This window comes from Crossiella sp. S99.2 (assembly GCF_023094165.1).
In the GTDB taxonomy this organism is placed as follows: Bacteria; Actinomycetota; Actinomycetes; order Mycobacteriales; family Pseudonocardiaceae; genus Crossiella.
In genome coordinates this window covers 188584-208463 of record NZ_JALMDK010000006.1, presented here as the reverse complement: position 1 = coordinate 208463, position 19880 = coordinate 188584, and the positions used below count along the sequence as shown (strand labels likewise).

Genomic DNA, 19880 nt, shown 5'->3' with positions numbered 1-19880 from the left:
AGCGCAGTCCAGGCCGGTGCCGACACGGGATTCAGCACAGGGACAGGCCAGAGGCCGGCAACCCGGCGACATAACCAGCACTGCCAGGGTTGCCGTGACTACGCCCTGATACTGGCCAGAGAACAGCAAGCACGCATCGCCTACTACGAAACAGGTCTCACCGACTCTGACAACCTGCAAGACCTCCGACGGCGAGTAGTGGACCACCTCAAGGCGAGGCATCCGTTACGCACCGAGAAGCTCAAACAGCTCGGGCATCCGCTGAACGCGTACACCGACAACGCCACCCTGCTCAACGCGTTGTCGCAGTGGGAGGCCATGAAAGACGCCGAGATCCGCACCACCGTCGCGAGTTCGGTGGAGACGGAACTGGCCACCCTCCGCCAGCGCAACGCCGAGTTGGAAACGCAGGCAGCTCAGCACGCCGAACGCCACCAGCGTGACGACCAAAGCAACCTCGACCGAGTCCGTGCACTGCGGGAGCAGGTCGAGAAGGAAACCGAAGCCCGTACTCAGGCCGAGCACGATCGCCGTGAACTGTCCCGTGGAGTAGATCGGCTCTGCGACCACATCACCACCCGCAGCCAGGCACTACCCACGCTGTCACGCCCCTACGAGTGGTACCGCCAATGGGCCGAGCACGACCGGACATCCCCTCCGCCAGCAACCCAGAACCGTTGGCAGGCGGTAGCCAAGCACTACCAACCCCAATGGGGACAACAACTCCTGCAACGACTGTGGTCCGGTGCAGCCTGGACACGTCCGCAACTGCTCGGCGCGGCACCGACGCCGCGCGCCCGGTCGTTGCTCCAGGAGTTCATCGAGCACGGCCTGGTGGCTCTGCACGACCCAGAGGGCGCCGCCCTGCTAACCGTGGAGGACAGCCTCCGCGACTTCGCCGACCATGTCGGCGCCGCACTGGGTCCACGCAAACCATCACCCGTGACCGCGGCCCTGTCCGCCGTTGAGCACGTACCTGTCACCACCGGGCGGCAGCTGCTTCGTATCCTCGCCACTGCGGCACGAGACCATCAGGTCACCGTTGCCAACCGCAAAGCCGGAGCGCTGCCACTGTTCCGCCTGCGCAACAGGAACGGACCGACCATGCCGGCCCGTTGGCTCCTGCCGTGGCTACCCGAGCAGGAACCCCTCCTGCGTGAACTCCTCACGCGGGCCCGTAACCGGGATGCCGCCACGGGACTCGCTGTCGCCGGACTCCGCCCGCATGAGGGCGCCGATGACCGTGACTGGGGCCCGCTGGTTCAGGCAGCCGGCTATGAACCACAACTGGTCAAGCGGATCTGGATGGACGAGCCCAGTACGCCGCCACCGGAGCACCCGCGCGTTACCTGACCTCTCTCCACCCACCCGATGAGGAGAGACGACCATGCGCCTGCTCGCCCTGACCGCCGTACTCATGGCCAACGGGTTGCACACCCTGGCCCTCGCGCTGCTGAACGGCATACACCTGCTCGCCCTCGTGCTCGCCTGCGCCATCCTGGCCGGCCAGGAACTGCGCGCGGCCCGCCGCTCCGCGGCGAAGGTCCGCACCTTCCGGGTATAGCCATGTCCACCACCTCAACGGACCTCACCCCACGACACACCGACCACCGGCCCGAACACGAACCCACCGTCGACACCCCGGCCGTGCTCGGCAAACACGCCGTCCTCGCCGTAACAGTGTGGGCAGTCTCGGCCTACACACACTCCCCGGCGATCCTCTACGTCGCGCTGTACCTGCTCATCACCGGCATCGCCGCGTCAGCGTTGCTGCCCAACGTCGCCGCCGAGATCCGGCACGAGACCCGCTGCTGGATCGCCGTGCTCTGCGCCGGCACCCTCGCCGTCCGCCTCACCCTGACCCTGTTCTCCGGGGCGGGGAAACGCGGCGTCAGCGATGCCTTCGGCGCGGAATTCTCCGCCACCGCGCAAAGCCTCCTCGGCGGCCACCTGCCCAGCCTGTTCGTCTACGCGATCATCTCCGTCCCCTTCGCCTGGACGCTCTGGCTCACCCAGCGGTGGCGGCTGCACGGTCGGACCCAGCGCTACGACCACATCGTCCGCCACGCCCGCAGACAGGATCGATTCCAGCCATGAACTTCATCAACCGCCTCATCGGCCCCGGCACCAGCCGCGGCCTGCGCGCCATCACCGGCACCCCGCTGGCCGAATACCAGGACCTGCTCGTCGATTCGGTCGGCATCACCCCGGATCCGACCAACCGCAGCGAGATCCGGCACCTCGCCTACCGCTTGCGCGTACGTGACCACGGCCAGACCGAGTGGATGACCCGCATCAAGGTCGTGCGCTTCCTGCGGATCGTGCGGATGCCGGTGGATGTCAGTATTCGCAAGCGCTCCAGCGAATACGACGACCAGCGTGACCTGGTGCGAGCGCTCTGGATGCAGAAGATCCACTATGTGTGCGTGCTCGGCGACACCGGTGCCGCAGGTCACGGCGTGCTGCACCTCATGGGCGTGCAAGGCGTAGGGGAGACTCTGGCCGAAGCCCAGACACAAGCCGACCGGCACTACGCATCCCTGTCGAGTCAGCTCACCGGCACCTATCCACAAATCCGCTTCCGCGCTCTGCGCCCACCAGAGGCAGACTGGCTTCTGCACACCCAGCAGCAGTGGTCCCACGTACTTCCCATCCGCGGCATCCCGATGCCGCGCCGCGACGCCGGACAGGACCTGCGCACCTCGGTCACCAGCACCACCCCGGCTACCCCCGACATCGAAGAGGGCGTGGAGGAACTGATCCGCGGCATGCTCGGCGGCCCCGGCTACCTCCTGGTGCTCATGGCCAGCCCGGTCACTCTCAGCCAGATCACCGACCGGCTCTCCGCCGCGGCCGAGCAACTGTCCACAGTGGCCTCTCAGGTGCACGGGCAGCGCTCGATCAGCGCGGGTGTGGGTCTGCCGATGATGTTCTCCACCGCCACCGGTGATGCCCACGGGACTGGACACAGCTTCGGTGTCAACGACGGTGCCAGCGACAGCCAGTCCGCCACCCAGGGCACCTCCCGCACCGCCACCGACGGCGTCTCCGAAGCCACCACCCACACCACCGGGCGAACACGCACAGACGGTGTCGGCATCACTGATACCCAAGGCGCACAACAGGGCTGGAGTCACAGCGAAGGCCTTACCGGCGGCCGCAACACCACCGATGGGGCCTCCCGCCAAGACACCCAAGGCATCAGCCAGGGCACCAGCAGCGGCACCAACGACGCGATCAACCAAAGCGTCAACCAGAGCACTGGCCACAACCAGAATGTCACGGTCGGCAAATCCGGCGGGATATCAGGCGGCACCACTGACACCGTTTCCCACGGGACCAGCGACACACGTGGAGAGAACTCCTCCCGCGGCATCAGCGGCGGCGAGACCCGCGGTGAGAACTGGTCGGAAGGAACGAGCCGCTCGGCCGGTTCCAGCATGTCGGCCGTCCACGGCGAGAACTCCGGCCGCAATCTCGGCGGATCCCTGGGCGTCAGCCTCAACACCAGTTCGGGCACCAGCGACCAGATCGGCTACACCGCCCAGCACGGCGCCAGCTCCAGCACCAGCGTGGGCGGTAACCATGGGATCACCGCCTCGCAATCCCAGACCGAGGGCACATCCAACTCGCACGGCGTCAACTCCAGCTACGCCAACGGCGTCTCCCGCTCGGCAAATCAAGGGTGGAGCACAACCGGCTCGGAGGGGACCAGCCAGCAGAGCGGCTCGAGTATCGGCCGCACCCAGGGAGTGACCAGCGGCACCAGCCTCACTGGCACCGAGTCCACCAGCCTGGGCACCACCAACTCCGTCGGCAACAACCGCGGCTGGACCGAAGGCGTCGGAGAGAACAACGGAATCCAGCAGTCCACCGCGAACTCCCGCACCCACAGCGTGGCCCAGCAGGAGTCGGTATCCCAGCAGAACGGCCGCTCCCGCAGCATGGCCGACGGTGTCACCAACAGCCTCGGACACAGCCTCGGCGACACCTACGGCCGCTCCGATGCCCTGTCTCAGTCCTTCGCCCGCAACTCCCAAACCGCGGGGTCGCTGTCGTTCGTCCCCACCCTCGGCATGGGCGCTTCCCGACAGACTCTGGACGCCATGGCCGACCAGGTCACCAAGATCCTCACCGCCCAAGTCAACCGCCTGGCGCTGGGTCATGAGGAAGGCATGTGGCTCTCCCAGGGCTACATGCTCGTCCCCGATGCCGACACCGCGGCCTCCGCCGCCGGCCTGCTCACATCGTCATTCTGGGCACCAGGACAGAAAACCCCAGTCCCGCAACCGTTCTGCGTCGCCGACAACCTCACCCACACCCAGTCCGAACACCTCGTCGAGCACGCCCGCGTCTTTAGTCCCTGCGCCCACGCCGACCTCCGCCCCGAGGTCATGGAACCGCACTACTACGCCACCGCCCTGCTCTCCCACGAAGTCGCCGTCCTGACCACCCCACCCCGCATCGACGTCCCCGGTATCGCCGCCGCAGCCGCCATGCGCGTCCCAGTGCTGGTCTTCCCCCAAACCGGGAACACAGAGATCCACCTCGGCCACGTCGTGGACACCCAGCGCGCCGTGGTCTCCACCGAACGCTTCGGCCTCACCGTCACCGACCACCACAACGGCCTTCTCCACCCCCTGATCACCGGCTCCACCGGCCGAGGCAAAACCGAAACCGGCATCCGACTGGCCCACGAATGGCTGCACACCACCCAAACCCTCACCACCATCAACCCCGACACCGGCCTCCCCACTCCACACCAGGTCTCCCGCGGCGTGCTCGCCCTGGACCGCAAGTCGGACTGGCGCCGCCTGTACCACTCACTGCCCGCCGATCAGCGTCATCGATTCCGCTTCTACGATCTCTCCCGCGAGCACCCGGCTGGCTACCAGCCGACCACCGGCATCCCCAACCCGTACCTGCGCTACAACCTCTTGCGCATCCCACCAGGGGTCGCACCGAATGTGTTCCGGGACGCCATCTGCGACACCATGGCCAAGGTCGGCCAGCTCGGCCACCGCGGCCGCGGCATTCTCTGGCAAGCCCTCAACGCCCTCTGGTCCCAATCACGCCCGGACCCGGATCGCGGCGACACGGCCACTGTCTACGAACGCCCCACACTGTCCCGCTTCGTCGGCATGGCGGACATGGCCGAGTGGATCGACAAGCACCTGGAGAGCATCAGCCGCCGCGCTACTACCAGCAAAGACCTGGTCACCGGCTACAACGTCATCCAGAACCGCTTGCAATTCTTCCAACGTGGGGTATTCGGCGCGGGGATCTTCCTGCCTGATCCACCAGGGACACCCGCCAGCGAAACCCTGGAGATCGCCGAGCTGGTCGGCCGCGGCGACTGCGTCATCTTCGAGGCCGCGCACCTGGACGCCCAGATGGGCGCCTTCGTCCTGGCCGCGATCTTCACCGCCGTCTTCGCCTTCGCCCGCGACAACCCCGGCCGCCTATCAGAAACGATGGTGGTGCTGGAGGAGGCCAACGACTACCTCCCACACGAACGCGACCCCGACGTCAGCGGCGTTCAGCAGACAGTGTTCGACCAGTGCCTGTCGATGGGGCGCAGCCTCGGCCTGGCCTTGATGCTGGTGGTGCAAAGCCCTGAAAACCTGTCCCAGCAAGCCATCAACTGTGCCGGCCTGGTCGCCGTGCACTCCGCCGACAGCTACGAGTCAAAACAACGTGTCATGGCCAAGCTGGGCAAAGACGGCCGCTACGACCACCGCGATCTCCAGCAGTTCCTTTCCGAGATCCCCACTGGCTGGGCCGTGATCAAACGCCGCCCCACGAGGGACTGGATCGAGGGAGCGCCGGTGCTGGTGGCCATCGACGCCGTCGACTTCCCTCGCCCCACCGACGCCGATCTTGGACTTGTCGGCTGATCTCGTGGTCGATGACCAACGGCGCTTCGTCGCTTGCCTGTAGTGGTCTGCATGGGACCAACGCCGCATCCCTGCCGGGCAACTGAAGCCAGACGTCGAGCGGAAGACCCGCTGCTGCACGTGGAATCCACTGTCGAGTAACGACGCGTGTTCGGCACTAGGTCGGTCCAGCAGGACGGCAAGCCGGCCGCCGAGTTCCAGGCCGCTGACATCTGATGTCTGCTGGCGCCGATACGGACAACCACCAGGTGGCTGCCAGTCCATGACCAGAGCGAGTCATCTCGCTCCTGTAGGTGCTTCTGGTTCGGGGCCGAAAGTTTTCTTGTACAGCCTCGGATTCACCCGACCAGATCGAGTGCTCCGCGTTACCTCGCCGGTTGAGCCGCAATCACACCGCGGCTCCCGGGAAGCCAATCGATCTGTGGTGACGGCTTGCGGGTCCTCCGCCCGTCGCCGCCTGAGACACCTAGGAATGTCAAGTGCCACAACGTCTTTCTCTTCGTACATTGATCACCCCGTTCGTCATCGCCGCGGTCATGCTGGCTGGCGCCGTTACTGCTGGCGCCGCGACCGCGAAGGGGCCGGACCAGCTCCTCGTCTGCGAGTACGTGGTCCAGGAGCCCGGCACCGGCGGATGGGACCATTCACAGTTCTACGGCGGAGTGTCGAACACCTACTACTGGCCGCACGTCCGAGTGTGGGGCTTGCCAGGGACCACCTGGAACAAGAATGCTGGTGTCAACGTCAAGCAGCTCTGGGAACGCGGCAACTACTGGGTCTATGCCGACAAGCTGCGTCGGACCTCGGCGAGGTGCCTTCCGCTGTAATCGCCAAGTGATAGTCGTCAGCTGAGACCGTGCCGCCCAGCAGCGTGACCCGTTGCTGGGCGGCGCGGTGCGCGGCCGTTCATGATGTGTAGGGCAGTCGCGGCGGCGAGTAGGTTCCGCCGCATTCTCGCGGATCAGTCGCGATCTGCCGCTGGCCGGCGGCCAGGTACATCGGGTCCCTCGGCCGTCATATCGCCGACACCGAGGCTCACATAGTGACCCGACCAAGATGTGCGTTGACAGCATTGGCCACGGCGAGCCAACTGGTGTCGAAGCCGAGCCAGGTCGCGTCTGCGGATATCGGCCTGCCGAGCGCGTACTCCGCGCCAGGGTGTGTAACGGACCCCGGTGTCGACGCAGACGTCGGCGATGGCGACCCCGCGGATTCGCAGTGCAAAGGATCCCGAGCAGGTCGACGACATCAGCCGCCTGTTCGCGGATGCCGCTTCCTGCCCGGAGCAAACTGGCCTCGAACCCGGCCATACATCCTCCAGTGTCTGCCTCAGCCTCGGCGCGAGGAACAAGAGGAAAGGGGGACCGCGGTGAAGATCAGCGTCCGGCCGAGCACCGTCTGATGGCGGCCGGATCGGGTACCAAGTCGAGCTGACAGCAGCCGAACTCGGCGACGGCACGGCGGAGCCGACACCTATCAACAGAGACAGAAAAGTAGTCGGTGGTGGCCAGTTCGGCTGTGCCGCCCGAGAAGTAAACGGCCGAGCTCACGGCTGGTCTACGTAGTCAGGAACATAGGGGTCATGCGGTAGACCTGCGGAGCGCAAGGCGAAGAAGTACCGCCCAGTGAGGAACAGCAAGGCATTCGGCGGAAGCTCATAGGCATGCCTGGTGAGGGTCAGCAGCACATCGACCCAGGCGACTATGTTCGCCGTCGCGGACGTGTCCGCCGTGGGCTGGTTGGCAGCGACCAGGTCGTCGAGCTCGGCCTCCATCCTGTCGGTCGTAGCCTCAGCCACAACGTCCGGTGGAAGCTGTGTGCGCACATAGTCGGAAAGTGGGACCAGCGCGGCGTAGAACCGCGCCTCCAGCGGATCAATCTTGTGGGGGCGCAGGTCCAGCCCCGTGGTTACGCGGTGGGTGAGCATGGTGGCCAGGACCTGCGCCACGTCATCGGGATTCACGGAACGCCTCACCTTCATACTCGGCGCCGCTGAGTACCAACGGCTTCATGGTCGGTTGGTGGTGATGCAGGAGAACCATTGCGAGGCGCGCGGACTCCAGATGATGGCCGAGTGCCCTGTTCGAGTACGGCCCGGCAGCGGCCGGACTTTCGCAAGGGCTCCAGCTGGAAAAGATCGATCATCAGCACACCTCCTCAGCTCGCTCTCCCTAGGACGTAGGTAACGCACCTCTCACGTACGTGGCTGTGCGGAAGCCGCGCACGATGAGTCGGAATGGTCACTTGGCCACGACGACCAGCCCGCCAGTCGTGCGTTACCTGCGGTGTGTCGGACCACTCCGCCAGCCATGCCGCGAACACGAGGACGAACTCATGAACCCCATGTACCCACCGCAGTCACTGGATTCGGTGTTCCACAGCATGATCACGTTGACTCTCGGCCTGGGAATGCTGATCCTCCTGGCCCTGTGCATTCGTAAGATCATCCCCCCCAAAGTTGTGCGCAAGTTGTGGGAAGGGCTCGACCTGCACGCCGCTCGCACCGGCTACACCCGCGGCCTGCACGATGCCGACGTCCACGTTGAGCATCAGGACGCGCTCAACAAACTGGGCAACGTCATCACCGAGTTCACCACCCAACTGGACACCCTGCGTGCGCAGTTGGCCGACAAAGCGAGTCCTCTCCAGGCAAAGCCCGAAGCTCCGCGCAGGACGCCGCGGACACCAGCGATGCCACGCCGGTCCCCACGACCCATAGTTCCCGACCTGTACGCGATTCCCTTCGTCAGTACCCGAAAGCTGGGCCTGGCTAGCGTCGCGCCACGGAGTTGAGACCGCAGAGGGGTGCTCCGGCTGCAGCAGCCGGAGCACCCCTCCACCCAGGCAGGCGACCAACGGCTCGTCCGCGCGTTACCTACCAGGCATGACCACATCGCCCTCGCGGACTCGGTACCGACCGCGGCTCGTCTTGTCGCTCCTAGCGCTCCTGCTGTTGGCCGTTGGCTGCACCAGCGCACAACCCCCACACACCAGCAGCATCCGGCCGACCGCAACGGCCGCTCCGAACAGGACGAGCACGACCGTCAACAACCAGATCGAGCAACTGGAACCGGAGATCCTGCAGGAATACCCGCATGACCGGCAGGCCCACACCCAGGGCGTGGAGATGCTCAACGGCGTCATGCTGGAAAGCACTGGCCTGGTCGGCCAGTCCTCCCTACGCGCTGTCGAGATGACTACTGGGCGTGTGCTGCGTCAGATTTCAGTGCAGGAACCGCTGTATGCGATGGGAATCGCCACGGTGCCCGGAGTGGGGATCTGGCAGCTCACCTGGAAAGACGGCGTCGCCATCCTGCGCAACCCAGACAGCTTTGCCGAGATTCGCCGAGTGCGCTTCGCCGGACAGGGCTGGGGCGCCTGCTACGACGGGACCAGGCTGATCACCTCCGATGGCATGGACCGACTCATCTTCCGCAACCCCAACACCTTCGAACGTACCGGCGAGGCACACATCACCCGATCCGACGGCCGGTCCATCGGCGAACTCAACGAGCTGGAGTGCGTCGACGGTGCTGTGTGGGCCAACGAATGGCACCGAGACCACCTCCTGCGCATCAACCCCGCCACCGGAAAGGTCACCGGCATGGCCGACCTCAAACGAGTACGCCTCATCGAGCGGCCAGTCGGCGCCGAGGACGTTCTCAACGGCATCGCCGCGATTCCTGGCACGAACGAGTTCCTGGTTACCGGCAAGCACTTCGGCCAGACCTACCACGTCCGCTGGAAGACCAAGGAGAGCTGATGTCAAGCCATCGCCGAACCAACAGATCCTCGATCATCTGTATCACCCTGGCAGCAGCGACACTGGCCGCCGGATGCGGTGGGACGCAATGGGGAAGCAGACCGCCTACACCGCCAATGGCGCACGCGCGAGAACTCTCCGACGGTGTTGTCGCCCTGACCTCCATCGAAGCACAGCTGGTGGCCGCGGCAGCCAACGAACCCCGCCGCCCCGGCGGCAACCCCGACGGATCCAACTACTTCACCACCCTCGCCACACTGGCCGGACACGGCCGCGCCCGAGCCGCCCAGCTGAGCCAGGCGACCGCCGTCGGCGCCACCACCTACGACGCGACGAAGACCGCCGCGATCGTGGGGAAGCTGAACGACCTCGCCCGCCACTACGCCGCACTCGAAGGCGCCTGCCACCAACAGAATGTCACCGCGGTCCGCCAGGCCCGCCAAGCCATCACAACCGTGATGGTCGCCCTGCACACCATGACTCCACACCTGTCCGGAGGTTGACCATGCTCGCCCGCAACCCCATCCGCCATGCGCTGCTAGTCCTCACGATCCTGGGGATCGCTATGGCAGGCACCGCATCCAGCTCGGCGGCACCACCTCCGCCGCCAGCCACGCCGCTGCCCGGTGACCTCCCGATCCCGCCGCAGCAACACGCCCCACTCACCTCGTTGCCCACCCGCCCGGCAGGACCCACACCCGCCTCACCAGGGTTCACCATCGCCGGGCCATTCCAGGCTGCCGGTACCTTCAGCACCCGACAACAGGCCTACCTCGACATGCTCACCGCCCGCGCGGACCTGACCAGTATCGGCGGGAACAGCGCCCCATTGGGCAGATCCCTTGCCGGCTTCCAAGCGCAGCGCGACGCCATGGAACGGGCGAACCTGGTCGGCATGACCGACAGCCTGCCCGCCCTGCAACAACGCCTTCGCGCTTTGGCCGGTCCAGCTCGGGACACGTGGGCGGACCTGTCCCGCGGCGTCCCGGGTGTCGGGCTACTCACCAACTCTCCGCTGGCCCCGCCGCTCGATGCAGGTTCGCGGACAGCTCCACGAACTCCGCTGGCCGCGAACCTACTGGCGATGCCCAGCCTCGACGAAGTCTCCGGCGGTAAGGCCGTGGACCCCACGGCCTTCGTCGCCGGCCGCGCCGGGAACGTCGACTCCTGCCGGACCGTGATCACCAACCGGATCCAGGACACCGCCACAACCGGTGGCCGACCTGGCGAGCCCGGCCGCTGCATGGACACCCCGGTCGGCTTGGCCTACCGGGAAGGCCCGGCCTTCGACCCTGACCGCTTTCGCCGTGCACTCGGGGAGTTGCCGGCTCGACCGCCGGAAGTGCTGACCCAGAAGCACAAGGACAACCAGACCCGTGCGCAGTCACCGCCGCCGCCTCCTCAGCTACCCGAGGAACTGACCCGATCGAACTCCGGCTGCCGTCGGTTCGACAACACGCTCGACGAGGGTGCCAGCTGGTTTCCACCGCTCGGACCTGTCTCGAACGCGCTGGAGCACCTCTGCCTGCTCGCGTTCAAGTAGGCATGCGAACGTGCGGATGTCATGCCGAGGTGTCGACAAGGAACCCGAGCCTTGCCGTGCTGGATTTCAGCGTGCTGTCGTGAACTTCAGGCACCTGGCGTGCGCTGTTCCGTGGCCGCAGCGCCGAATCTGAGGCTATCCCGCCGAGGGGTTGTTGAGGTTCCCAGAGGGGAGGGCCCGGGTGAGCGTCCATAGTGGACGCTCACCCGGACTGGTCACTGCTCGTGCAGTGGGTTCGAGTGGCAGGGGGACGGCTGGCGATCTTCCCACAATTGCCGTACCCGGGGGATGACGACTGTGTGAGCGATGTTCAGAGCGACGAGAATCTCGAACAGGTACGGCGAAGGAAGTGAGTAGGGGTGGCTTTCGGGAAGGGCCGCCACTGACAGGCGCGCATCACGCTCGTCAACGGGTGATCCCGTCTGGTCGAAGACCACTCCGCGATGCCGGATCGACCACCGGTGCCCGTCAATCTCGTCGTAGCCTTCCCACCGCACCACAACGCTGTAGGCCGTTTGCTCCTCGATCGACCGTTCTGGCGGCAGCGGCGGCAGCCAGAACTCACGACTACAGTCGATCAGGTGCAGTGCCACGTTGTGCCGCACATCGGTGCATTCGGGTGATGCAGTTTGTCGTGCCCAGCGAGTGATCACGAGAAACAGCACGATACTGATCACGGCCAGTGTGCACAGGATCGCTTGCGCCTCTACGGACATGCGAGGTCCTTTCCGTTGCCATTCCGGGTGACGCGGGCAGACTCCTGCCGCGCGGCATGCCAGCAATGCCAGGGAGGTAACGCGCTCGGCGCGGTTTGGCTGTGCGGGCCGGTGGCCGCCGGAGCCGCTGACAGGGGGAGGTTGGGACCGGCGAACGAGCCGGTCCCAACCGGCAACCGAAACGAGCCGGCTGCTACTTCTTGCCTGCCTCAGCCCAAGCTCGGCCGTGTCCGACGGTGATCGGCCAGCAGACCCCGCTGTCCCCGAGCACCCGCACCGCGGCATTGTTCACTAGCTTGCGCAGCGAGTACTCGACAGCCGTGACGTTGTCCGGAGTCGTCTCGATCACAAACTCCGCCTGATCGAACAGGATCAGCCGCGTGTCCTTGTCCGAAGTTGTCAGCTCGTCCCTGACCTCCGCTGCCAGGGCACAGGTCAGCTCGGCGATCGCTGCCTGGATCGGGAAGGCACGGGCAAGTTTGCCGCGCTCCTCCATCACCTTGTGTGCCTCAAGACTGCGTTCGTTCCACGGCCGGTCCAACGCGGCAGTGAACGACACATCCGGTGCCGGGCAGGTTCTGCCCAACCCGCTACGGACCAGCTCACCGCGGAGCCCTTGCGCTGTTAGGGCGGACAGGTACCGCATCGCCTCGGGGAACCATGTACGCGACATCACCAAGGCACGTTTCCCGATGGATGATCGGTCATCGTTGATGGCCGCCAGCAGGCACTCCTTGACGATCTGGCGTTCCAGGCCCAGCTGACGCCCTAGCTGTGCGTACAGGTCGTCGGCACCACAGGCGGCAATCAACTGGCTGTCGCGAGAGAGGTGTGCCCACATCCTCGGCCCGGGTTGGGACAGCCTGGCCCACACCAGAACACGGTCGGGCGCAGCGGTCACACAGGGCCGCAGCAGACTCGGAAGTCCCATGGCGCCGCCATCGCTGGACCAACGGCCCGACGGAGTGCCATAGGGCTGAAACACGGGCCACCACCGGTCCTCGCGTACCCACTGTTCGGCCCACTCGTACCCATAGCGCGACACGAGCAGCTTGAGCTTCCGCCACCTCGCGACCAATCCATGAGCGGGATGCTCGCCGTCGAACAGCGTTGCCGCGTAAGAGGTGAACGCCTCCACACCCTCGCCGTCGAAAATCCCTTTCAACTTCCGCCACTGGCTGACTTGACGGGTGTTGAGCGCCTTCACGATGTCGCGGTCAACCCTGGCCAGCCGTGGGTACGGATCGCCCTTTCTCGGCTTGAGTGCCTGCCGCACCAGCAGTTGCCGGTGCACGGCCGTGTTCCAGCCAATACCGCCGGCATTCATCTCCGCCGCCAGCAGGGCGTTGGCCGAGTCCAGACGCGTCAGCAGCATCACGCCTTCCGCTTCCTCGATCTCCCTGAGCCGTTGGTACGCCAAGGTGTACCGCTGGGGAAGAAGAGTGGTCTGCGAGGTGTCTGGGACCATGCCGTGGTAAGCATCCAACATGCGCTCGGTCAGTAGCAGACACATCGCCTGACGGAGTTGGACTCCATCCGCGGCCAACGCGGTGGCCGAGGTGACGAGGTCGGCCGCAACCCACCGAATCCTGCGTGATCGCGCGAGTAGATCGAGAGCCGCTGTTGATGCGCCCGCGACTGTGATGGTCTTCGGTTCGGGCATGCTGGGGTCCAGCGCTGTGATCGTGATTGCCAGGCGACTGTGCTGCCTGGCGGCGTGAATTCCTAGTGGAACAACGAGATCTCTGGCCGTGGCCCACCTGTCCGCAGCAGTCAGAAAGCTGAACAGTCCATTGTGGTCAGTCAAGGTCGGATTCTTCGACAGTGGTGTGGCCGTCATGACGGCGTACCCCTCCTTGTAATCGGATCAGGACGGGGTGGGAGGTAACGCGGGGATCGCCGAGTGGCTGGCGGCCACCGCGGCCGCAGCGCGTTACCTCCCAGCGAGCCTGCCGTCGGTACCGGCGCAGGCGCAGGTCTTGACCAGGGAGACCTCGACCGTGGTTCGGAAGGTGGTGACACCACTGGTGACCGCCGATCACGGGAGACCGGGACTGGCCAAGCAGACCTGGAACGCCAGAGGAAAGAGACGACCCCATGTGTGATCACAGACTCGACATTGACTGCGCGGGCCTCCATGAACTCATCAGCGGAGTGCCTTACATGCTGGGCTTCTACCCCCAGGACTGCCTGCTGGTGTTGCCCTTCTACCAAGAGGAAAGGACGTATTTCCCGTGCGTCATTCGAGAGGATCTGGTCAACCTGACCAGCGAAACGGTTCAACCCGAACGGCTGCTGGCCACGATGGCCGGCCGAGGGTGGCAAGCAGCGAGCCTGATGGTCATCGCCGGCGGCACGCGCGCCGGTAGCGATCACCCACCCCATGCCGACCTGGTTGGTGAGCTCGACGGGGCGTTTCGGCGGAACGGAATCCATGTCCCGTTCTCGCTCTGGGTGCCCCGGATCGAGCAGGGAGCTCTCTGGCTCCGGTACTGCGAGCACTCACCCCAAAGCGGCAGGCAGAAGGACCCACGGGACTGCCCTACCGCCGCGACAGCAACGGCCATGGGCAAGGTGATCTATGAGCGTGTCGAGGATTTCACGGACTCACTCACACCGGACAAGGAGGCCGCACGTCGTGAACGCCGGATGCTCTACACCCTCCTGGAACGTAGCCAGGACACGGAAATCAGCCAGAACGGCAAGATCCTATCCAGGAAGGTGCACCGCGTACTTGAGGCTGTGGAGGCGGCCGAGCACGAGAAGTTCCCCACTACGGACAGGGAACTCGTATCTCTGGCCTGGGCGCTGGAGGACCCGCTGATCCGCGACAGCTCCTACAGATTTGCCTTCATCGAACCTGCACACGCAGCCATTCGACTGTGGCAACACCTGACCCGTGCACTGCCCGGCAAACACCGGGCCGATGCCGCGACCCTCCTCGCAGTGACTGCCGCGCTCCGCGGCAACACCGAACTGGCCAGGCTCGCAGCGCAAACGGCAGTGACGGCCGATCCCGACCGCGCCTCGGAGCCCGAACTGGCCGAGATCCTGCCGTATGGCGTGATCTCGTCGACACGCATGGCCACTGTGGGCTTCGCGACCACCATGGCAGTTGCGAAGATCGGGTTGAGCGTGGCAGACACGAGACGCTGAGTAGAAACACAAGGGGTGTTGCCGACCAGGTCGGCAACACCCCTTCCCCAGAGACTCCAACGATACTGCCTCTCACTGTGCTTGGGCTGCCCTGTGCAAGACTCGATGTTCCGGTCGACGGCAAGGGCAAGCTGGCTGCGAATGCCAGGAGCGGTGGGGCCCAAGGGCATCTGGGACCGCGCTTCCACCATCGGCCGCAAGCCATGCCGGATCTATCGGGACCACCTGGAGGGGTTGCCCTGGGTGCCATGCCCACGTGATCGTTGAAGCAAGCGCTCCACCCCGCCGACGCCTCCCACTGACCGTGGAGGCAGTCCGTGCTTACGGCTCGTTCGGGTAGATCGCTGCCATTCGCACCTACGCATCACGAGACCAGGTAGGGACTCTGGAGAAGGTTCTCGACCGTCGTAATGGATTCCCCTTGGCAGCGAAGGACAATCGCCGCACAGATGCCCCTGGCGATTGTGGGCAGTGGCCGCTGGTGCCCGCGCCGCTGCCAGCGGTCGTGATCTGCCCGGCACCCTCGGCCTCGATCACCCAGCTTGCCGAGGTCGGCCACGGCGTCGATGGACGCCCCATCGGCCTACTGCTGAGTCGCCAAGTCGATCTGGTCGGGCGACAGGTTCAGGTCAGAGGATCGGCGGGCCGCAGACTGCGGCTAACGTCGTCAAGGGTGCGCTTACAGCCTCGGCACGCTCTCGGGTCTAGACAGGCCAGAGGCTCGCTGACCTGGTCGCATGATCGCCGGGCCATCTCCCTTGCATTACGCACCAGCGGGTGGTTGAGCGCGCCAGCAAGCGCGCACAGTGACCGTGCTTCAGCATCCAGGTCGACGCTGCCGCGCTCGCGTTCTGCTGAGCCGGTGCGCACCGGGAGCGCCGGCGTGTCCTGAGCGGACTCGGGCTTGTGGCCGACCCGCGCGGCATCCATGGCCACGGCGACTTCGGCCGCCTCGGACAAACACGCCGCGGTCTGCTTCGACAGCCCGCGGGCGAGTGCCTGCTCTGCCACGTAGTCGGCCACCACCGCCGGAGCGAAGTGCCGTAGGGCCAGCTGAGCGTCGCGAATCTGGATGATGATCGCGTAGAGCTGGTCGACTGGATCGTTGGTGCAGGCGGGGAAGCGGACTTGTGGGGCGGCATCGGTCAGGGTCTGCCACAGAGGGGTCAAGCGCCATACGGCGCGGCGCACACGCAGAAGGATCCACCGTCGTGCCGCCTTCGCTGCCCACAGCGAGGCGGCCGCGCCTAGGGCGATGGAGATGAGGGACAGTGCGGCCAGCAGCGCGGTCAGCTCGTGCACGGCGAGCTTGTGAGCCAGGTCGAGGGCGGTGACCGCGACCGTGAAGCTGCCGCATAGCACCCAGGTCAGCCCGAGCCCAGCTGAGAGCAAGTCCAGACGGACCGCTAATCGCAGCGGGGCGCCCAGGGCACGGCGGCCGGCGCGGCGCACCAGCAGGCCGAAGCGCGCGAACGCCGCGGCCATCACCACGGTGAACAGGGCCTGGTATGCCTGCATGGTCAGCGGATGGGCATAGCCGACGGTGAACTCGTCGGTGGTGGGCAGCGTGGTGGACACCAGCAGTGTGCACATCGCGGCGATCACCACCAGGAGCACTGCGGCCTGGCCAACCAGGCGACGCCTGGAGGGGTGCCGGGGATGCTGGTAGTGGTCGAGCATGACGTGCACGCTGCTGGCCCCGGCCACGGCAAGGCAGTCTGAGAGCAGGCGTGCCAGGTTGCTCGGGGCCGTGGAGTGGGCAACCAGGAGCTGGTGCAGGCCGGGGTCGGCCAGCACCATCGACGCCGCCCACAGCAGCAGCGCCGTGCCCCACCACCACCGGCCGCGTGCCGAGTGGGCGGTGGTGAGGGTGGCGATCCCGGTGATCGTGGCCAGAACGATGGCCAGCCAGGACAGTACGGAGGTCACCGGAGCTCATGCGTCGGGGCCGGGTGTAGCGCGCCGAGCAAGCCGGTCATGGTGTCTGGGCAGGCACGGGGCGCGGCCGGGCCGGGGGCCGGCGCGATTCTGCTGGAGAGCGAGTAGGCGAAGTACTCGGCTTCGGCTTCGGCGATCGTGTCGAAGCCGGATTCACTCGGGCCGCTGGCCGGATGGATGGTGCGGCCGAGGATCCGGGTCAGCAGAATGGGAGAAACGTTGGGCAGCAGTTGTCGGACCACGGGCTGGTGCGAGAGCGGGGTCGGCGTGAGGCCCGCGGCGTTGTCCCAGCCGTCGCCCCCGCTCGTGCGGCCGTGACCCAGCAGCAGGTGCCCGATTTCGTGGAAAATTATGTGCCGGGCGTGTAGGGCCGTGGTGCCGGCAGCATGGACGATGAGGTGCATCGTGCGGGTGCACACCAGCAGTCCGCAGGGCAGGATCGAGCCGTCCAGCTCCGCAGCCTGCACCACGATGCGCCGCTGCAGCCGTGCTTCCAGGTTGTCCAGGAAGCCCCGCAGGGTGAACGGGACGGGCAGCAGGAGGCTGTCCACGATCTCGGCGATCCGCCTCGTACGGTTGCTGTGCAGGGTGCTCATTTTTCCCCCTTGCGGTTGCCCACGCCGGGTCGGCGCGGCCGCGCCGGAACCGGATCGGCGTGGGGGTGTGCTTCAGCGGTGCGGATTGTTCCGGACCGTGCTGCTGTCAGCACACGGTGGAACACCGCGTGCTGATTTCCCCGACGTCTGTAGCGCCTGTGGCCACGGCGTGCGACGGACACTAGGTGATCGATCATTCGCTCGCCAGCAGCATAACAAGTTGTACACATTCGGAGTATGGCAGGCGGGCAGATTTTGCGCAGAAAGACTGTGCTGAACGTTGAACGGATCACATTATGCGACCAGGTTGTTGGCTATCCTGAGCAGGGTCACGGGCGACCGGTAGGCCATGTTTGTGCAGTTCAGTGCGCCAGGGAGGGTCAGGGTCGGCGGGACATCCCAGATCACGCCTGATGTACGGAAAGTGATATCGATAGCTGGTCTGGTGTGACTACTGAGAATCGCTCCCATTCGCCTTCGTAGTGCCACGTACTTCGACTGAACCCGTAGTAAGTACTGTACTTACGGTCCCCCTTGCGGTGTCAGTACTGTACTGATGCGCTAATCCACCGGTTTCCCTTACGGTTCACCTGGTGCGTTATGGCGAAGCGGGGAATGCCGTCACGGTCCAGGGAATGGAACAACGAGGAACGAAACGGGAGTTTGAGATGAGCCTGCGCGGAACGACGAGCAAAGGCATGGCGGAGGTTGCCGGACCACATTGGTTGCCGGAGCTGAGGGAGGTGGCGACGAGGGAGGGGTGGGACGGACGGGTCAGCGTGGTGGAGTCGATGCTGCGGCGCATGTCGCGAGGAGCGAGCAACCTGCAGGAGTGGGTGCCTGGCGCGGTGTACGTGCCACGAACCGCCGAGGGCGTTCGTCAACTGATTGCCTGGGCCGGCCCGCGTGGTGTCGAAGTGGCTGTGCGGGGAGCTGGGCACTCCATGTCTTCCCACGCCCTGACCAAAGGCGGGGTGGTGATCGCGATGGCAGACGGAGACGGTGAGCTGACCGAGGTCGGGCCAGTCAGGGTGATCGAGCCTGGCCAGCGCGCGGTGGTCACTGTCGGTGCCGGGGCCACGCTCGTGGCGCTGGAGGAGACGGCCATGCGAGAGGGCTACCGCCCGGCGGCGGGCCTGCCGGATTACCACGGCCTCACTCTCGGAGGGGTGCTGTCTGTGGGCGGCCTCTCCGCGTTCCCGCGGAAGGGTGCGGTGATCGATGAGATCAGCGCGCTGACCCTGGTCACAGGGGACGGCACGGTGATGCGTGCGACTCCACAGCACCACGCCGAAGTCTTCCACGCCGCGCTCGGCGGGCTCGGGGTGATCGGGGTGATCACCTCGGCAGACGTCGAACTGGTGCCGGTGGCCGGGCGAGTGCAGATGGAGCGGCTGCGCTACGCCGGACTCGGCACCGCCCTCGCCGCGATGGAAACCCTGCTCGCCGACGACGCCTGTCACGAGCTCTACCTGTGGGTGCAGCGACCGGACAAGCCGGGCGAAGATCCAGTGTGTGAGGTACACGCCTACGTCCACACCCACGAGGCCGACCCGGAACCGGTGAAACTCCCGGAGCACCTGCGTCCCCGGCAGTCGAACAGGGAGGTGGTGTCCTACGCCGACCGCTCCCGGATGATCACCGATCTCTTCACGCACCTGCAGGAGCGGGCCAACTGGAACTTCACCCTCAAGATGTGGGATGACGTGCTGCTGGACTGGCCCAGTGCCGAGCCCTACCTCGCCAGCCGGATCGCCGACCTGACTGAACAGGACTGGGACACCACCATCCCGCAGTTCGTGCTTGCCTTCCCACACCGCAGGTCCGCCTTCACCCGCCCGGCATTCGCCCTGCCGACAGGCAGCCACGAGTACGTGGTGAGTACAGGTGTGCTCCGAGACCTCGATCAGGTCAGCACCGGTGCTGACGTGGCTGACCGTGTGGCCAGCATCGGCAGTGCCCGGGAGAGGGCGCTGGCCACGGTCTGGGAGGAGGGGGGTGTGGCCTATCCGTACTGGGACTTCTGGAAGACCGGCCGACCCTGGCCGGAGCAATTCGGGCCGCGGTGGGAGTGGTTCTCCCGGACGGTGGAGGAGCACTCCCCGTATCTCAACCTCAACGCTGGCACCGGGCTGCCCTCGGCGATCCGGGCTACGCGAAAACGGTGAACGCGCGGTGCACAGGCAGCGGGCCCGGCCGTGCACCGCTCCGCTGGCCGGGCTCGGGGAGTCAGCTGGGTTGACGGAAACGCCTGTGGCGCCGCGTGGCGTC

At 66.0% G+C, this 19880-nt stretch carries 16 protein-coding genes; 11 read left to right on the top strand and 5 right to left on the bottom strand.

Annotation, left to right across the window (positions count from 1 at the left end; all coding sequences use genetic code 11):
- Window positions 1–198: 198 nt before the first annotated feature.
- The 5 genes from MZC64_RS24010 to MZC64_RS23990 all read left to right on the top strand — a co-directional run bounded on the left by MZC64_RS24010 (window position 199) and on the right by MZC64_RS23990 (window position 6724).
- Window positions 199–1353, top strand: coding sequence for a hypothetical protein (locus tag MZC64_RS24010; RefSeq protein ID WP_247759617.1), 1155 nt, complete (start codon window positions 199–201; stop codon window positions 1351–1353).
- A gap of 34 nt (window positions 1354–1387) precedes the next feature.
- Complete coding sequence (locus MZC64_RS24005; RefSeq protein WP_247759618.1) at window positions 1388–1564, top strand: hypothetical protein; 177 nt, start codon at window positions 1388–1390, stop codon at window positions 1562–1564.
- Between the two features lie 2 nt (window positions 1565–1566).
- Complete coding sequence (locus MZC64_RS24000) at window positions 1567–2097, top strand: hypothetical protein (RefSeq protein ID WP_247759619.1); 531 nt, start codon at window positions 1567–1569, stop codon at window positions 2095–2097.
- Window positions 2094–5897 carry a serine-rich protein gene (locus MZC64_RS23995; protein ID WP_247759620.1) on the top strand — a complete coding sequence of 1268 codons (3804 nt, stop codon included), beginning with the start codon at window positions 2094–2096 and terminating at the stop codon, window positions 5895–5897. Before MZC64_RS24000 ends, MZC64_RS23995 begins: the two co-directional genes overlap by 4 nt.
- 506 nt (window positions 5898–6403) lie before the next feature.
- On the top strand, window positions 6404–6724 hold the full coding sequence (locus MZC64_RS23990) for a hypothetical protein (protein WP_247759621.1): 321 nt from the start codon (window positions 6404–6406) through the stop codon (window positions 6722–6724).
- A 719-nt stretch (window positions 6725–7443) separates the two neighbouring features.
- Here MZC64_RS23990 and MZC64_RS23985 read toward each other — a convergent pair.
- Window positions 7444–7860, bottom strand: a complete 417-nt coding sequence (locus MZC64_RS23985; protein ID WP_247759622.1) for a hypothetical protein — start codon at window positions 7858–7860, stop codon at window positions 7444–7446.
- Window positions 7861–8231: 371 nt separating this feature from the next.
- Here MZC64_RS23985 and MZC64_RS23980 point away from each other — a divergent pair, with 371 nt between their 5' ends.
- The 4 genes from MZC64_RS23980 to MZC64_RS23965 all read left to right on the top strand — a co-directional run bounded on the left by MZC64_RS23980 (window position 8232) and on the right by MZC64_RS23965 (window position 11203).
- Window positions 8232–8690 (top strand): hypothetical protein, encoded by a 459-nt coding sequence (locus MZC64_RS23980; RefSeq protein WP_247759623.1) that lies wholly within the window; start codon window positions 8232–8234, stop codon window positions 8688–8690.
- A gap of 91 nt (window positions 8691–8781) precedes the next feature.
- A complete protein-coding gene (locus MZC64_RS23975) occupies window positions 8782–9660 on the top strand; it encodes a glutaminyl-peptide cyclotransferase (RefSeq protein ID WP_247759624.1) in 879 nt (292 codons plus the stop codon).
- A gap of 116 nt (window positions 9661–9776) precedes the next feature.
- Window positions 9777–10163 (top strand): hypothetical protein, encoded by a 387-nt coding sequence (locus MZC64_RS23970; RefSeq protein WP_247759625.1) that lies wholly within the window; start codon window positions 9777–9779, stop codon window positions 10161–10163.
- A gap of 2 nt (window positions 10164–10165) precedes the next feature.
- Window positions 10166–11203 (top strand): hypothetical protein, encoded by a 1038-nt coding sequence (locus MZC64_RS23965; RefSeq protein WP_247759626.1) that lies wholly within the window; start codon window positions 10166–10168, stop codon window positions 11201–11203.
- 215 nt (window positions 11204–11418) lie between these two features.
- Here the strand turns inward: MZC64_RS23965 and MZC64_RS23960 are convergent, their stop codons facing one another.
- Both MZC64_RS23960 and MZC64_RS23955 read right to left on the bottom strand, forming a co-directional pair.
- The gene (locus MZC64_RS23960) at window positions 11419–11919 is read right to left on the bottom strand and encodes a hypothetical protein (protein WP_247759627.1); all 501 of its coding nucleotides are present in this window, start codon (window positions 11917–11919) and stop codon (window positions 11419–11421) included.
- Between the two features lie 193 nt (window positions 11920–12112).
- A complete protein-coding gene (locus MZC64_RS23955; protein ID WP_247759628.1) occupies window positions 12113–13759 on the bottom strand; it encodes a hypothetical protein in 1647 nt (548 codons plus the stop codon).
- A gap of 257 nt (window positions 13760–14016) precedes the next feature.
- Here MZC64_RS23955 and MZC64_RS23950 point away from each other — a divergent pair, with 257 nt between their 5' ends.
- On the top strand, window positions 14017–15075 hold the full coding sequence (locus MZC64_RS23950) for a DUF4192 domain-containing protein (protein WP_282105796.1): 1059 nt from the start codon (window positions 14017–14019) through the stop codon (window positions 15073–15075).
- Between the two features lie 624 nt (window positions 15076–15699).
- Here MZC64_RS23950 and MZC64_RS23945 read toward each other — a convergent pair.
- Entirely contained in the window at window positions 15700–17004 is a 1305-nt protein-coding gene (locus MZC64_RS23945) for an MAB_1171c family putative transporter (protein ID WP_247759630.1), read from the bottom strand.
- Window positions 17001–17609 carry a hypothetical protein gene (locus MZC64_RS23940; protein ID WP_247759631.1) on the bottom strand — a complete coding sequence of 203 codons (609 nt, stop codon included), beginning with the start codon at window positions 17607–17609 and terminating at the stop codon, window positions 17001–17003. Before MZC64_RS23940 ends, MZC64_RS23945 begins: the two co-directional genes overlap by 4 nt.
- 593 nt (window positions 17610–18202) lie before the next feature.
- Here MZC64_RS23940 and MZC64_RS23935 point away from each other — a divergent pair.
- Window positions 18203–19777, top strand: coding sequence for an FAD-binding protein (locus MZC64_RS23935; RefSeq protein WP_247759632.1), 1575 nt, complete (start codon window positions 18203–18205; stop codon window positions 19775–19777).
- The last annotated feature ends 103 nt before the right edge of the window (window positions 19778–19880 follow it).

Excerpts from the sequence above, each read along its gene's own strand:
- MZC64_RS23970 (WP_247759625.1), top strand. The coding sequence starts at position 9,777 with ATGGCGCACGCGCGAGAACTCTCCGACGGTGTTGTCGCCCTGACCTCC.
- MZC64_RS23980 (WP_247759623.1), top strand. The coding sequence starts at position 8,232 with ATGAACCCCATGTACCCACCGCAGTCACTGGATTCGGTGTTCCACAGC.
- MZC64_RS23955 (WP_247759628.1), bottom strand. The coding sequence starts at position 13,759 with ATGACGGCCACACCACTGTCGAAGAATCCGACCTTGACTGACCACAAT.
- MZC64_RS23960 (WP_247759627.1), bottom strand. The coding sequence starts at position 11,919 with ATGTCCGTAGAGGCGCAAGCGATCCTGTGCACACTGGCCGTGATCAGT.
- MZC64_RS23995 (WP_247759620.1), top strand. The coding sequence starts at position 2,094 with ATGAACTTCATCAACCGCCTCATCGGCCCCGGCACCAGCCGCGGCCTG.
- MZC64_RS24000 (WP_247759619.1), top strand. The coding sequence starts at position 1,567 with ATGTCCACCACCTCAACGGACCTCACCCCACGACACACCGACCACCGG.
- MZC64_RS23950 (WP_282105796.1), top strand. The coding sequence starts at position 14,017 with ATGTGTGATCACAGACTCGACATTGACTGCGCGGGCCTCCATGAACTC.
- MZC64_RS23975 (WP_247759624.1), top strand. The coding sequence starts at position 8,782 with ATGACCACATCGCCCTCGCGGACTCGGTACCGACCGCGGCTCGTCTTG.
- MZC64_RS24005 (WP_247759618.1), top strand. The coding sequence starts at position 1,388 with ATGCGCCTGCTCGCCCTGACCGCCGTACTCATGGCCAACGGGTTGCAC.
- MZC64_RS23940 (WP_247759631.1), bottom strand. The coding sequence starts at position 17,609 with ATGAGCACCCTGCACAGCAACCGTACGAGGCGGATCGCCGAGATCGTG.
- MZC64_RS23965 (WP_247759626.1), top strand. The coding sequence starts at position 10,166 with ATGCTCGCCCGCAACCCCATCCGCCATGCGCTGCTAGTCCTCACGATC.